This window comes from Lentzea sp., from assembly GCF_036380075.1.
Taxonomy (GTDB): domain Bacteria; phylum Actinomycetota; class Actinomycetes; order Mycobacteriales; family Pseudonocardiaceae; genus Lentzea.
Map to the genome: position 1 here is coordinate 20916 of NZ_DASVFL010000215.1, position 14650 is coordinate 35565.

The window sequence follows — 14650 nt, forward strand, 5'->3', positions numbered from 1 at the left end:
AAGCCGACTTGGGCACCAGAGAGTTCAGCGGATAGCGTGCGCTGCGTGATCAAGCGCACACTCCTGGTCATCTCCCTGCTCCTGCCCCTCACCGCCTGCGGCGAGGCCCCGGCGGCGTGCGACCACCAGTGCGGCCGGATCCGCGTCCTCTTCACGGCCCCCTGCGGCTCCCAGCACAGCGGCACCCCCGCCGACTGCGCGGGGTGGGTGACCGAGGTGGGCACCATGACCCGCGAACTGGACGGCTCCCTGCGCGGCAAACACGTCCAGGAGGACGTCAGCGAGGTCCTCCCCCGCCTGCTGACGTCGGTGCACGACTTCGAGGAACACCACTGCGCCGACGTGGGCGTGGACAACGTCTCCAGCACCGACCTCCAGCAGTCGAAGTGCAACGAGGCGCTGATCGCGACGAGGGGCGACCTGGGCTCGCTGTACTTCTCGGCGGACGTACCGGACTGACCTCGGCAACGCCGAAGGCGAGCAGTCTTGGCTTTGGCTCTTGGCCTTTCGCTTTGGCTGTTCCACGCTTGGCTGTTCCACGCTTGGCGGGGTTCAGGGCGGAGCCCCGCGCGGTGAACAGCAACGCAACCGCCCAACCCAACCAGCGAACGCAACACGCAACCACCACGACCACCGGACTAGGCTCACCCCCGTGAGCACCGCATACGGCATCGGCCTCGCCACAGTCACCCCAGAAGGCACAGTCCTGGACACCTGGTACCCCTCCCCAGAACTGGGAGACCCGGGAGACCTGGGAACCGTCCGCCTGTCGTCGGCGGAGATCGCGGAAGCCCTCGGGGAGTCCGCCGCCAAGCTCCTCGGCGAGGACCCCGAACGCGGCGTCGAGGTCGTGGGCGTGCGGGTCTCCATCGACCTGCGCACGGCACCGGAGACGGCCTACGACGTCTGGCTGCGGCTGCACCTGCTCAGCCACCGCCTGGTCAAGCCGCACGGCGCGAACCTGGACGGCATCTTCGGCCTGCTCACCAACGTCGTGTGGACGAACCACGGTCCGTGCGCGGTGGACGGGTTCGAGCAGACCCGCACCCGGCTGCGCGTCCGCGGGCCGGTGACGGTCTACAGCGTCGACAAGTTCCCCAGGATGGTCGACTACGTGATGCCGCAGGGCGTGCGCATCGGTGACGCCGACCGCGTCCGTCTCGGCGCCCACCTGGCCGCGGGCACCACGGTCATGCACGAGGGCTTCGTCAACTTCAACGCCGGCACGCTCGGCAGCTCCATGGTCGAGGGCCGCATCTCCGGCGGTGTCGTGGTCGGCGACGGGTCGGACGTCGGCGGCGGCGCGTCGATCATGGGCATGCTGTCCGGTGGCGGCAAGCAGGTCATCAGCATCGGCGAGCGCTGCCTGCTCGGTGCGAACGCCGGTCTGGGCATCTCGCTGGGCGACGACTGCGTCATCGAGGCAGGCCTCTACATCACCGCGGGCACGAAGGTGACCGGTCCCGGCGGCGAGGTCGTCAAGGCCGTCGAGCTGAGCGGGCAGTCGAACCTGCTGTTCATCAGGGACTCCGTCACGGGCGCGGTCCTGGTGAAGCCCCGCAAGGGCACCGGCGTCGAGCTCAACGCCGCACTGCACGCGAACGACTAGCGGGCATACTCGGTGTCCGGGGCCCGGTCTGCTGAGGCAGGCTGGGCCCTCGTCGGCTCAGGGAGGTGCACGTGCTGAAACAGCGACTCGAGTTGAACGCTCGCGCTGCCATCGAACGTGCGCTCCAGGGCGCGCAGTCGGAGGACTCCTTCGTGGAGTTCAAGACGCAGTGGCCGGTCGACCACGGCAAGGCCGCGCGTCAGATCGCCGCCCTGTGCAACGCCGCCCGCGGCTCCGAGGCCATGTGGATCGTCGGCGTCGACGAGAAGGGCCGCTACGTCAAGGGAGCGCCGGCCGAAGAGCTGTCGAGCTGGTGGCCGAGGGTGGAGAGCCACTTCGACGGTGTCGCACCGGGACTGACGACGGTCGCGTTCGACTGGGCCAGGAACCGCACGGTCGTCGTCCTGAGCCTGCAGACCGACAACGCGCCGTACGTGTTCGTCACGAAGAAGGAGCCCTACAGCAGGGAGATCCCGTGGCGCTCCGGTGAACGCACGCGCAGCGCGCGACGCGGCGAGGTGCTGGAACTGCTGGTGCCCAAGCTGGACATGCCCGGCTGGGAGTTCGTGAGCGCCCGCGCCACGCTCAGCCAGCACTCGCCGACGTTGCGGTTCGAGGGCGACCTCTACCTGGAGACGAACCAGCCGCTGTCGCTGCCGCACCACCGCTGCCACTCGTACGCGACGTACGGGCTCGACAGCGAGACGGTCGACCTCCAGTTCAGCTTCCGCACGACCACGCGGGACGTGCGGGCGGTCGAACGGGTCGTGCGGGTCGCGGAACCGGCCGTGCTCCACGTCAACGCGGACGCCGACGTGGAGCTGGACGCGTTCTCCGATCTCTGGGACCTGCACTGGCACCTCGTGCTGGGCCTGGGCCTGAGCGGCGAGGAGATCAGCACGAGCGTCCGCCTCACGACGGACGCGGTGCCGCCGAACCAGTTCACCCGCAGGGTCTGGTCCGCGCTCAAACCGTGAGGATCAGGCCCCGAGGCGCTCGGCGGCCGCCGCGATCCGCTCGTCGGTCGCCGTCAGGGCGATCCGGACGTGCTTCTCCCCGGCCGGCCCGTAGAACGTGCCGGGAGCGGCGAGGATCCCGCGGTCGGCCAGCCAGGAGATCGTCTCCCAGGCGTCCTCCCCGCGCGACGACCACAGGTACAGCCCCGCCTCCGAGTGCGACACGGTGAACCCGGCCGCCTCCAGCGCGGGCTTGAGCACCTCGCGGCGGGCGAGGTAGCGCGCACGCTGCTCGGCGACGTGCTCGTCGTCCTCCAGCGCCGCCCGCATGGCCTCCTGCACCGGCCGCGGCACGATCATCCCGGCGTGCTTGCGCAGCTCCAGCAGACCCGCGACCAGCTCGGGGTCACCGGTGACGAACCCGGCGCGGTACCCGGCCAGCGAGGACGACTTCGACAGCGAGTGCACGGCGAGCACGCCGTCGAAGGAGTCCACGACGGACGGGTGCAGCACCGACACCGGCGACGCTTCCCAGGGCAGTGCGAGGTAGCACTCGTCCGACGCCACCACGGCGCCGACCTCGCGGGCGGCGGCGACGGCGTCGCGCAGCTGCGCGGCAGACAGCACGCGCCCGGTCGGGTTCGAGGGCGAGTTCAGCCACACCAGCCTGGTGCCGGCCGGCGGCTCCTCGCCGTCGGCCAGGCGCACGACCGAGGCCCCCGCCAGCAGCGCGCCGACCTCGTAGGTCGGGTACGCCACGGACGGCACGGCCACGACGTCACCGGGGCCGACGTCGAGCAGGGTGGGCAGCCACGCCACGAGCTCCTTGGAGCCGATGGTGGGCAGCACCGCCTCCGCCGGCAGCCCGGTGATCCCGTACCGGCGCTCCACCGCGGCGACGAAGGCCGCACGCAGCTCGGGAGTGCCGTGGGTGGTCGGGTAGCCGGGGACGTCCGCGACCGACGACAGCGCGGACCGGATCACCGCGGGCACGGGGTCGACGGGTGTGCCGACCGACAGGTCGACCACGCCACCGGGGTGCTTGCGCGCCTTGGCGGCGTGGTCGGCCAGCGAGTCCCACGGGAAGTCCGGCAGGCCCGGACCTCGGCGTTGGATGATCAATGCCCCTCAGCAGCCTGCGGTGCGAGTGCCTTCACGAACTCCGGGTCGGCGCTGACCTTGCCGACCTTCGAGGCGCCACCGGGTGAGCCGAGCTCGTTGAAGAAGTCGACGTTCGCCTTGGTGTAGTCCTTCCACTCGTCGGGGACGTCGTCCTCGTAGTAGATGGCTTCCACCGGGCACACCGGCTCGCACGCGCCACAGTCCACGCACTCGTCGGGGTGGATGTAGAGCATCCGGTCGCCTTCGTAGATGCAGTCGACGGGGCACTCTTCGATGCACGCCTTGTCGAGCAGATCCACGCACGGCTGGGCGATCACATAGGTCACTGCGCTCTCCAACTTCATCTGGTCACACCGCGCAAGCCGGAGAGTACGCGGCACGTTCGAGTATCACCCGGTCAGGCTTGCCTTAGCTGCACGGTGTTCCACGTCACAACGCCTTCCCGGAAATCTTCCGCCGACTTGGACAGGATGGACGAGTGCACACCGTGGACCACCTGGAAACGCTCTGCGCGCGAGCATGGCCCGCCCTGGCAGAAGTTCCGCTAGGAGACTGGTTGATGCGCGCCGCCGACGGCTTCACCGGTCGCGCGAACAGCACGCTGACCTGCGGTGACCCCGGAGTTCCCGTTCCACTGGCGTTGATCACCGTGGAGGGGTTCGCGCGGGAGCACGGCATCAAACCCGCCGCCCACGTGATCCGGGGTTCGGTGCACGAGGAGGCGTTCGAGGCGGCGGGCTGGCGGGTCGACCTGGACCACCCCGGCGGCGCGGAGTCGCTGGTGATGACGGGTCCGCTGGAGAAGTTCGCCTCGGGCGTGGCGGTCAGTCGTGATCTTCCCGGATGGTGGGACATGACGGCCGGATCCGAGGTGACCACCGCCCAACGGCACGTGCTCGGCAGCGGCGGCGACGTCTGCTTCGCGAGCCTCACCGAGGACGGCACCGGGGACGGGACCGTGACCGCGGCCGTGCGGGGAGCCGTCGTCGAGGACGTCCTGCACGTCGCCCGGCTGGCCGTGCGGCCGTCGCACCGCCGCCGGGGCCTCGCGCGGCGGCTCATGGGCGAGCTGGCGGGCTGGGGGCTGGAGCGGGGCGCCACGACGTGCGCGCTGCAGGTCGCCGAGCACAACGGGGCGGCGATCGGGCTGTACGAGGAGCTCGGCTGCACCGAGCACCACCGCTACCGCTACTGGACGCCGGCCGTCTCGTAGAGGCCGGGCCGGTTGGCCGCGTTGCGCGCCATCACGGCGCCCACGGCCACCGCGCCGGTCAGCATGCCGCCCGCGAACAGCAGCAGGCCGCGCCAGTCCTGGAGCAGCACGATGGTCTCCCGCGTGCTGCCGGGTTCGAGGTAGCCGAACACCATGAGCGTGAGGAACCACACGATCAACGGCAGCGCGGCGGTGAGCACGCGCTCCGACAGGGCGGCCGCCCACGACACCAGCAGCGGCGTGGTGAGGACGGCCACTGCGATCGTGACGGGGAACGGGAAGTCCCCGAGCTTCGGCAGCAGCGTGCCGTCGAAGCGCAGGGGCAGGAACATCGTCTCGAGCACGGCGAGCACCGCTGCCTCGACGCACAGAAGCAGCAGCAGGAGTACTCGCGTGCTACCGGTCACCCAGTCCTCCGAACAGATCTGTCTCCGCCCCGGCGCCGGAGCCCTTCGCGATCACGTAGTACTCGGCGCCGACGAGCGGCTGCGCGATGTCGTTCGACAACGCGTACCCGCCGTCCCACACACTGACCTGCGTCGAGTGTGCACGCAAAGCGCGGCGCTTCGCCGTCAGGTGCTCGCTCACGTCGACAACCGTTGTGATCTCTTCATCCTGCGTCACCGGCAGTTCGCCGGTTTCGGGCAGCCGGAACGACTCGGGCACGTTCTCCAGCGCCGCGACACCGGCCCGCGTGGCGTCGCGGGACGTCACCGCGTAGAACACCCGCTCCACGTCGGAGATCCCGGCGCACGCGGCCATGGTGATCTCGTGCGCCCGGATGTGGTCCGGGTGTCCGTAGCCGCCGAACGCGTCGTAGCTCACGACGACCTGCGGCTTGACCTCGCGCAGGATCTCGGCCAGCTGCGCGGTCTGCTCCTCCAGCGCCCCCTGGACGAACGCGCGCGGGTGCGCGTTGGACGGCACGTCGACCATGCCGGAGTCGCGCCACCGGCCGATGCCGCCGAGGAAGCGGTGGTCCGTCACGCCGAGCGCGGCGCAGGCCGACCTCAGCTCGCCGACGCGGTACCCGCCCAGCTGGTCGGCCTCGGCGGCCGCGAGTCGGGCGAGAGCGGGCGGGATGATCTCGCCCTCCTCCCCCAGCGTGCAGGTGACGACGGTGACGTGCGCGCCGGCGGCGGCGTAGCGCGCGATGGTGCCGCCGGTCCAGAGACTCTCGTCGTCCGGGTGGGCGTGCACGAAGAGCAACCGCGGTGGTGCAGTCAGGGTCACCTCAAAAGAGTAAAGGCCGCCTTCATCGGACGATGAAGGCGGCCTTTGCTAAAGACCCCGATCGCACACGAACCGCTTAAACCACAGCGCGTTCCTCGGCGAAGTGGCAGGCGGACAGCGTTCCGTCCGGGCCGCCTCGCCTTTCCAGCTTGGGTTCCTCGGTGGCGCAGATGTCCTGCGCCTTCCAGCACCGCGTGCGGAACCGGCACCCCGACGGGGGGTTGACCGGCGACGGCACGTCACCCGTCAGCACGATGCGCTGCCGCTTCCGCTCCTGCTTCGGGTCCGGCATGGGCACCGCCGACAGCAGCGCCTGCGTGTACGGGTGCATCGGCTTGGTGTAGATGGCCTCGCGCTCACCCATCTCGATGATCTTGCCGAGGTACATGACCGCGACCCGGTCCGAGATGTGCCGCACCACCGAGAGGTCGTGCGCGACGAACAGGTAGGCGAGCCCGAGCCGTTCCTGCAGCTCCTCCAACAGGTTCACGACACCGGCCTGCACCGAGACGTCCAAAGCGGACACCGGCTCGTCCAGCACCAGGAACCGCGGGTTGAGCGCCAGGGCGCGGGCGATGCCGATGCGCTGCCGCTGACCGCCGGAGAACTCGTGCGGGTAGCGGTTGCGGTGCTCCGGGTTCAGGCCGACGAGCTCCAGCAGCTCGTTGACCCGCCGCTGCACGCCGCCCTCGACCCCGTGGATCTGCAGGGGTTCCGCGATGATGTCGTTGACCTGCCACTTGGGGTTCAGCGACGCGTACGGGTCCTGGAAGACGATCTGGATGTCCTTGCGCAGCGGCCGGAGCTGCTTGCTGGTCATGGACGTGAGCTCGCGGCCCTCGAACTTCACCGAGCCCGAGGTCGGCTTGTGCAGCTGCAGGATCGCGCGCCCGGTGGTGGACTTGCCGCAGCCGGACTCGCCGACCAGGCCGAGCGTCTCGCCGGGGTGCAGCGTGAACGACACCCCGGACACGGCCTGCACCGTGCCGGTGTTGCGCGGGATGATCCCCTTGCCGCGCACGGGGAACTCCTTGACGAGGTCGGTGACCTCCAGCAGCGGAGCGGTCACTTCGCCTCCTCATCCGTGATCAACGAGCCGTGCACGGCGGTCACCTCGAGCGACTCGTCCGGGTTGGCCGCGGCGAACACCGCCGGGTTCTCCACCGTGCCGATCTCGTCGTGCAGGAACAGCCTCTGCGGGTTCTCGACGGTCACGAGGTGCTCCCAGCGGTGGCACCGCGTGGTGTGGTTGGGGCCGGCCTCCTCCAGCTCCGGCTCCCACTCGTGGCACACGTCCGCGACGAGCGGGCAGCGCGGCGAGAAGGAGCAGCCGGACGGCAGGTTCACCAGCGAGGGCGGCGCGCCCTTGATCGGGGTGAGCCGCTTGCCCAGGGTCGCCGGGTTCGGCACGGAGCCGAGAAGTCCGACGGTGTAGGGCATCCGGGGCTGTTCGAAGACGTCGTCGACGGGGCCGGACTCGACCACCGTGCCGCCGTACATCACCTGCACCCGGTTGACCATGCCCGCGACGACGCCGAGGTCGTGCGTGATCATGATGATCGCCGCGTCGGTCTCGGACTGCAGCCGCAGCATGGTGTCGAGGATCTGCGCCTGCACCGTCACGTCGAGCGCGGTGGTCGGCTCGTCGGCGATGATCACGCTGGGGTCGTTGATGATCGCCATCGCGATCACCACGCGCTGCCGCATGCCGCCGGAGAACTCGTGCGGGTACTGGTTCGCGCGCTTGTCCGGCTGCGGGATGCCGACCAGCTCCAGCGCCTCGACCGCCTTGGCCCACGCCGCCTTCTTCGAGACGTCGTGGTGCGCGCGGTAGGTCTCGGCGAGCTGCCACCCCACGGTGTAGACGGGGTTCAGCGACGTCATCGGGTCCTGGAAGATCATCGAGATGTGCTTGCTGCGGAACGGCTGCATCTGCTTGTAGGTGCGGCCGTTCAGCTCCTCGCCGCGGTAGCGGATCGAGCCCTCGATGACGGCGTTCTTGGGCAGCAGCCCCATGATCGCCATGGACGACACGGACTTGCCGGAGCCCGACTCGCCGACGATGCCGAGCACGTCGCCCGCGTGCAGGTCGAACGAGACGTTGCGCACGGCGCGGACGTCGCCGTCGTCGGTCGGGAACGTGACCGACAGGTCCTTCACCGAGAGCAGCGGTGCGGTGGCTCTGTCGTCGGAGGGCAGGAAGTCCTCCGACGGCAGTTCGGAAACGGAAGTCATCAGGCACGCACCTTCGTCTGCCTCGGGTCGAACGCGTCGCGCAGTCCGTCGCCGATGAAGTTGACGGCGAGGGAGAGAGACACGAGCACGATGAACGGACCCCAGAACAGCCAGGGGCGGTTCATGAACTGCCCGTAGTTCTCCAGCACGATCACGCCGAGCGAGGTGTCCGGGGGCTGGACGCCCAGGCCCAGGAACGACAGCGCGGCCTCGGTGAGCACCGCGGCGGCGATCGCCAGCGTGGCGTTGACCGTGATGCTGCCGATCATGTTCGGCACGAGGTGCTTGAAGATGATGCGCGGGGTGGAGGCACCGCAGGCCCGCGCCGCCTCGATGAACTCGCGCTGCGCCAGGGAAAGCGTCTCACCGCGCGTGATGCGGGCGATCTGCATCCAGGCGAACGCGGCGAGCACCAGCGCGACGACGTACCAGCTGCCGGAGAACCCCTTGACGACGATCGCGGCGACCGCGATCTGCGGGATGATCAGCAGCAGGTCGACCAGGCGCATCAGCGCCGTGTCGACGAAGCCGCGCAGGTATCCGGCCAGGGCTCCGAAGGTCACGCCGATGGCCGTGGCCAGCGCGGCCACGATCAGCGCGATCTGCAACGAGTAGCCGGTGCCGCGCATGAGCAGCGCGAGCATGTCCTTGCCGACCTGGGTGGTGCCGAGCGGGTGGGTGCCGCTCATCGGCTGGTAGGACTTGCTGCTCACGTCCTCGAAGTCGTAGGTCCAGATGAACGGGCCCACGAACGCGAACAGGACGAGGAAGACGAAGACGCCGAGGCTCACCATCGCGAGCCGGTGGCGCAGGAAGCGACGCAGGACCAGCTGGCCCTGCGTGCGGGTCTTGGAGGCGTCGAACTCGTGCGAGTCGGACTGGGGAGCGCTGTTGACCACGCCGCCCTCGGACGCCAGGTTGATGTTAGCCAAGGCGAATCCTAGGGTCGAGGATGCCGTACACGACGTCGGCGATCAGGTTGAACAGCACGATCAGGGTCGCGGTGACCGCGAGCCAGCCCATCAGCATCGGCGGGTCGAACTGCCGCACGGAGTTGACGAGCAGCGTGCCCATGCCGGCCCAGCCGAACACGGTCTCGGTGATGATCGCGCCGGACAGCACGGCACCGAAGTTCAGCGAGAACAGCGTCGCGACGGGGATGAGCGCGTTGCGGAACGCGTGCCGGAAGATCACCCGGCTCTGCGAGATGCCCTTGGCCCGCGCGGTGCGCACGAAGTCCGAGTGCAGGATCTCCAGCATCGAGGCGCGTTCGAACCGGCTGTAGGCGGCGAAGCTGATCAGCATCAGCGCCACGGTCGGCAGCAGGAACGTGCCGGTGTACTTGAAGACCACTTCGCCGAAGCTGCCGCTGAAGCCACCCGGCCGCGGACCGGCGGTGGTGAGCCAGCGGTCCAGCCCCATCGACTCCAGGACGTTGTTGAACTGGATGCCGTAGTTCTTCACGATGACCGCGACGCAGAAGATCGGCATCGAGAACATGAGGAACGCGGTGCTGGTGGCGAGGTAGTCGAAGATCGAGTACTGGCGCACGGCGGCGAGCACGCCGACCGAGACGCCGAGGGTGAGGGCGAGGAGCTCCGCACCGATGACCAGTCGCCCGGTGGTCCACAGCGCGTCGGTGACGGCGGGGTAGACGGCGGTCTTGGCCTGTCCGAGCGCGATGCTCTGGCCCCAGTCACCGGACACGAAGTCGGTGAGCCAGTTCCAGTAGCGGACGACGACGGGCTTGTCGAGGCCGAGCGAGATCTCGGCGGCCTTGATGTCGGCTTCGGTGACACCGGGCCGGAATCGCATCTCCGCCAAGGGGTTTCCGGCGGTGGCGACGAGGACGTAACAGGCGAAGCTGCCGATCAGCAGGATGGGTACCGAGATCAGCAGGCGCCGGATGATGTAGCGGATCACGACGAGCTCCTAGGGGGCAACCCGCTCGGGCGGGGCCGGACTCGTGGTCCGGCCCCGCCCGGTCAGGCGTTGCGCACTTCAGCTATGGCGATTACTTGGTCTGCCACTCGTTGGCGTTCCACAGCGCGCCGTAGTAGCTCTGGAAGTACACCCGGTCGAGACCCTTGAAGGCCCACATGTTCGGCATCTGGAACAGCGGCAGCGAACCGTAGGAGTTCGCCAGCGCCGCGTCCGCCTCGGACCAGAACTTCAGGGAGTCGGCGATCGCGGTCTGCGACACGGCCTTCTTCATGGCCTCGTCGGCCGCCGGGACCGTCAGGTTCTGCCAGTTCTGGCCACCGCCGGTCTCGTAGATCGACTTCTTGCCGCCCTTGAACGGCGAGCCGGACCACGCGAACAGCGCCACGTCGTAGTCACCGGCGGAGACGCGCTCGTCGAGGAAGTTCGGGTCGGTGTCGTCCTTGACCTCGATGCCGGCTTCCTTGCACTGGCCCTGGATGAGCTCGACGGTCTGCTTGCGGCGCGGGATGTCGGTGTGGCTGATCCGGAAGGAGGCACGCGTGCCGCCCTTCGCGAAGACGCCGTCGGCACCCTGGGCCCAGCCGGCCTCGGTCAGGATCTTCTTGGCCTCGGCCGGGTCGCCCTTGGCCTTGTCGCCGTAGACGTCCTTGTAGCCCTCGTCCTTCGGGAAGAAGATCAGGCTGCCCATCGGCTTCGCGTCCGACTGGACCTCGCTTATGAGCTTGTCGATGATGTCCTGGCGCTTGATGCACATGAAGAAGGCCTTGCGGATCTCTTCGTTGGCCAGCACCGGGTTCTTGAACTGGATGTCGAGGTGCTCGAACGACAGGCCGGGGCCCGCGCCGAACGTGACGCCCTGGGCGTTGAGGCCCTTGAGCTTGGTGGCCGCGTTCGCGTCCGGCTGCGCGAAGGAGTTGACGGCGAGCTCACCGTTCTCCAGCGCCTGCGCCTGCGCGACGGGGTCCGGGATGGCCTTCAGGATGATCTTGGCCGGGCCACCGGGCTTGCCGACCCACTTGGGGTTGCGCTCGAGCGTCACCGACTGGTTGGGCTCGAAGCCGGTCAGCACGTAGGAACCCGCGCCGGGCATGAGGTCCTTGGTGAAGCCGTTCCACTTCTCGTTCCAGAAGTCAGCGGCCTTCTGGATGTCGGCGGGAGCACTGTCCTTGTTGAGCTTGGTGATGTCGGCGATGCCGGCGTTCTTCTCGAGGATGTGCGCCGGGAGGACGTCGTTGTTGAACATGTCCTCGTAGTCCGGGTACGGGTCCGAGAACGTGCCGACGAACGTCTGGTCGTCCTTGCACTCACCGGTCATCAGGTCGTACCCGGTGGTGCCGGCCGGCTTGAAGTACTTGGTGCCGTCGGCCTTCTTGGACGAGTTGCTCTGCGTGAACCACGCCATGTAGAAGTCGTCGCAGTCCCAGGCCTCGCCGTCGGACCAGCTGACGCCCTTCTTCAGCTTCCACGTGACGACCTGCGGAGACTTCGAGGTGACCTCGACCGACTCCATGACGTCCTTGTTCAGGATGACCTTGTTGTTGCCGTTCAGCAGGTGCGCACCGGGCTGCACGAGCGTCAACGCGAACGTGTTGTAGGACTGGTTGGCGTCCTCGGTCGCGTTGTTGTACGAGGTGAACGGCTTGTCGGTCGAAACGACGACCTGGTCACTCTGCTTCGTCTCCGGCGCGGTGTAGCCGTCCGCGGACTCACCGCGGGCGGTCGCCATCTCCGCGACGGTGGCGTCCCCACCGTCGGCGTCGCTGGTTCCGCCGCCACCACCGCAGGCCCCCAGCACGAGAGACGCGCTGGCGACCAGCGCGATCGCCGGAAGTGCTTTGGTTCTCCTCATCGACACGTGCCCTCCTAGCACTGGGCGGCCGTGGCCTGGTCGGCATGCACGCCCATAACCGTGATGTGCCATACGCGCCCCGAACCGGCACATCGTGGGCAGCACGGTATGAACCCGCCGAGGCGGCGGTCACTACCTGGGAGGGCGATCGTGACCCAATGGAAACAGGTTGTTGCACGCCGCGATGGCCCGATTACCGGGCGCCAGCGTTCGTTGACCGGGCGAGGAGAATTCTGTCAACGACGGCCGCCGAACGTAGCAACGTCCAAACGGTGTTCGCAACGGATTTACCGGCCGTTGGCTACCGGTCCAGACGCCGCCATTCGGGTGCTCCGCTGAGCACGCCCGCCAAGGGTGCCCCCGTGTCGACTCCTGAAACCGTCGGGAGCACTCCGAGCAGGTCGACCACCTGGAAGAGCGGCACCGCGACGGCCTGCGCCTGGATCAGCGGCTCGACCCTGGCCAGCACGTCGCTCAGCAGGACCTTGCCGTTCAACGCGGCGTCGACGTCCGCCTGGATCGCCGGGTCGCAGAAACCGGCCGGGTTGGCCGGGCTGGCCGTGGCCCCGTCCGGAGCCTCACCGGCACACCCGTACTCGCTCGCGAGCGCCGCCGCCGAGTCGCCCGCGTCGACCCGCGGCACGACGGCGAGGTCGACGTCCTTCTCGGTCAGCTGCTTGCTGAAGAGGTCCTCGGCGTTCGGCGTGACGACCTCGGAGTCGATCCCGCGCTCCGCGAGCTGCGCCTTGACCCGGTTGGCCAGGCTCACGTACGGCTCGGACTTCTCCGGCGCGGCGATGCGCAGCTTGAGCGCCTTGCCGGCCTTCTGCCACTCGCCGGCGGTCTTCGCGTACCCGGCCTCGGTGAGCAGCCGATCGCTCGCGGCGGCGTCGAGCGTGTTGCCCGTGATCGTCGCGCGGTAGCCGGTGCGGCTGGGCGGCACCACGTACGAGTCGGCCCGGTACTGCGCGCTCGGCCCGCTCTGCGTCCCGGACGCGATGAGCGCGTCCCGGTCGAGCGCCGCGACGATCGCCTTGCGCGTGGTGACGTCGGCGAGCTGCTGGCTCGCGGGCCGCAGGAGCACCTGCGCCACCTCGTTGCGCGGCACGGGCTTCGTGGTGAGGTTCGGGATCGCCTTGAGCAGGTTCACGTCCGCCGCGTCGGCCCGCAGCAACGCGGCCTGGTTGTCGCCTTTGGACAGCGACTCGGCCATGGCGCTGTGCGTGGCACGGCGGATGACGACCCGGTCGAGCGTGGTCGGCACCTCCCAGTACCGGTCGCTGCGCTCCAGCACGACCTCACCGCGCGGCTCGTCGAGGCTGCGCATCTGGAACGGCCCCGCCGTGGCGGGGAACCCGGTCGCCAGCACGTTCGACCACGTGCCGGGCGCGTCCTTGAGCAGGTGCGCCGGCAGCAGGTTCGCGAAGAGGCTCCGCCAGCCGGGGAACGGCTTGCCGAACGCGACCTCGACGACCTTGCCGCCCTCGCGGGCGCTGATGTTGTTGATGAGCCTGTAACCCGCCGGATCCACCACACCGGGCTCGGTCCTCATACGCTGCCACAGGTAGGAGAAGTCCTCGGCGGCGATGGGCGCGCTGTCCGACCAGCTGGCGTCCTTGCGGATCGTGTAGGTGACGGTGAACGGCTCTGCCTTGGTGACCTTCGCGCTGACCATGAGGTTGCGGTCGAGCTGCGGCGCACCGTCCTGCCCCGCGCGGAACGCCGACGGGAGCAGCAGCGAGCTGAGCGCCGTGGTGATGGGACTCTGGGCCGCGAGGGCGTGCGGGTTGTAACCGCCCGCGACGTCGTCGACGCCGACCACGATCTCCGTGACCTTCGGCCCCGTGGTGGTGATGACGGGCGCCTCGGACTTCGGGACCAGCGGCGGAGGCGGCGCGTTCGTGCACGCCGCAGCCGCACCGCACAGGACGGCGCCGGCCAGCACTCCCCCGAGTCGCCTCATGTTCCTCACACTGCCAGAAGGGTTGGGGTGGCGTTCGGGCAACCCAGGTTTTGTCACCCGCGCCACTTCGGGTGACGTGTGGTGGTGGGGTGGGGTTGCTCTGCGTGAGTTTCAGCGTGGGGCGGGTTCCAGCGTGGTCCTGTTGCGTTGGTTTCCGTGCCTGTTCCAGCGTGGTCGTGCACCTCGGACGAAAGAGCGTTGCTCATCGCCGCTGCGCGACGATTGCGATTGGGGCTTGACTTCGGGGCCCTTGCGAGGCGCTGTGGTCGGCCGGAAAACGGCCGGACGCTTCGCGACCGGCCGAGCCCGAGAGGGGTAGCACCTCGCACCCAAAGTCAAGCCCCAATCGCAAACCACGGGTGGGCCCACCGGCTCTGATCGGCGCAAGGAAAAGACGGCTCGCCTTCGGCATCGCTTGGGCGCTGGCTTCGCCGCGCAACTGACATGCCCGTACCGCGCCGTGGCCTTGGCCTGACCGCGTCGCGCCCCGGAGACGACGAAGGGCGGCCGGGCCGTTGGCCCGGCC

The 14650-nt window shown here is 69.0% G+C and carries 14 protein-coding genes; 4 read left to right on the forward strand and 10 right to left on the reverse strand.

Annotated features, from left to right (window positions below):
* Positions 1-45: 45 nt before the first annotated feature.
* The 3 genes from VF330_RS23890 to VF330_RS23900 all read left to right on the forward strand — a co-directional run bounded on the left by VF330_RS23890 (position 46) and on the right by VF330_RS23900 (position 2586).
* Positions 46-459 carry a hypothetical protein gene (locus VF330_RS23890; protein WP_330853894.1) on the forward strand — a complete coding sequence of 138 codons (414 nt, stop codon included), beginning with the start codon at positions 46-48 and terminating at the stop codon, positions 457-459.
* A gap of 193 nt (positions 460-652) precedes the next feature.
* On the forward strand, positions 653-1609 hold the full coding sequence (gene dapD / locus VF330_RS23895; protein WP_330853895.1) for a 2,3,4,5-tetrahydropyridine-2,6-dicarboxylate N-succinyltransferase: 957 nt from the start codon (positions 653-655) through the stop codon (positions 1607-1609).
* Between the two features lie 152 nt (positions 1610-1761).
* Positions 1762-2586: a hypothetical protein gene (locus tag VF330_RS23900; protein WP_330853896.1), complete on the forward strand. Its 825-nt coding sequence runs from the start codon at positions 1762-1764 to the stop codon at positions 2584-2586.
* 3 nt (positions 2587-2589) lie between these two features.
* On the opposite strand, the gene dapC is transcribed toward VF330_RS23900, so the two are convergent.
* Positions 2590-3681: a succinyldiaminopimelate transaminase gene (gene dapC / locus VF330_RS23905; RefSeq protein WP_330853907.1), complete on the reverse strand. Its 1092-nt coding sequence runs from the start codon at positions 3679-3681 to the stop codon at positions 2590-2592.
* 2 nt (positions 3682-3683) lie between these two features.
* On the reverse strand, positions 3684-4013 hold the full coding sequence (fdxA, locus tag VF330_RS23910; RefSeq protein WP_218130387.1) for a ferredoxin: 330 nt from the start codon (positions 4011-4013) through the stop codon (positions 3684-3686).
* A 161-nt stretch (positions 4014-4174) separates the two neighbouring features.
* Here fdxA and VF330_RS23915 point away from each other — a divergent pair, with 161 nt between their 5' ends.
* Positions 4175-4900: a GNAT family N-acetyltransferase gene (locus tag VF330_RS23915; protein ID WP_422655571.1), complete on the forward strand. Its 726-nt coding sequence runs from the start codon at positions 4175-4177 to the stop codon at positions 4898-4900.
* On the opposite strand, the gene VF330_RS23920 is transcribed toward VF330_RS23915, so the two are convergent.
* From VF330_RS23920 to VF330_RS23955, 8 genes are all read right to left on the reverse strand, one after another.
* Entirely contained in the window at positions 4876-5307 is a 432-nt protein-coding gene (locus VF330_RS23920) for a hypothetical protein (RefSeq protein ID WP_330853898.1), read from the reverse strand. The genes VF330_RS23915 and VF330_RS23920 overlap by 25 nt on opposite strands.
* Positions 5297-6133 (reverse strand): N-acetyl-1-D-myo-inositol-2-amino-2-deoxy-alpha-D-glucopyranoside deacetylase, encoded by an 837-nt coding sequence (mshB, locus tag VF330_RS23925; RefSeq protein ID WP_330853899.1) that lies wholly within the window; start codon positions 6131-6133, stop codon positions 5297-5299. The genes VF330_RS23920 and mshB overlap by 11 nt, the downstream gene beginning before the upstream one ends.
* Positions 6134-6209: 76 nt before the next feature.
* Positions 6210-7202 carry a dipeptide ABC transporter ATP-binding protein gene (locus tag VF330_RS23930; RefSeq protein ID WP_330853900.1) on the reverse strand — a complete coding sequence of 331 codons (993 nt, stop codon included), beginning with the start codon at positions 7200-7202 and terminating at the stop codon, positions 6210-6212.
* Positions 7199-8368 carry an ABC transporter ATP-binding protein gene (locus VF330_RS23935; protein WP_330853901.1) on the reverse strand — a complete coding sequence of 390 codons (1170 nt, stop codon included), beginning with the start codon at positions 8366-8368 and terminating at the stop codon, positions 7199-7201. The genes VF330_RS23930 and VF330_RS23935 overlap by 4 nt, the downstream gene beginning before the upstream one ends.
* Positions 8368-9300, reverse strand: a complete 933-nt coding sequence (locus VF330_RS23940) for an ABC transporter permease (protein ID WP_414675439.1) — start codon at positions 9298-9300, stop codon at positions 8368-8370. Before VF330_RS23940 ends, VF330_RS23935 begins: the two co-directional genes overlap by 1 nt.
* Entirely contained in the window at positions 9293-10291 is a 999-nt protein-coding gene (locus tag VF330_RS23945; protein WP_330853902.1) for an ABC transporter permease, read from the reverse strand. The genes VF330_RS23940 and VF330_RS23945 overlap by 8 nt, the downstream gene beginning before the upstream one ends.
* Before the next feature lie 91 nt (positions 10292-10382).
* A complete protein-coding gene (locus VF330_RS23950; protein ID WP_330853903.1) occupies positions 10383-12161 on the reverse strand; it encodes an ABC transporter family substrate-binding protein in 1779 nt (592 codons plus the stop codon).
* Positions 12162-12462: 301 nt separating this feature from the next.
* A complete protein-coding gene (locus VF330_RS23955; RefSeq protein WP_330853904.1) occupies positions 12463-14124 on the reverse strand; it encodes an ABC transporter family substrate-binding protein in 1662 nt (553 codons plus the stop codon).
* Between the last annotated feature and the right edge of the window lie 526 nt (positions 14125-14650).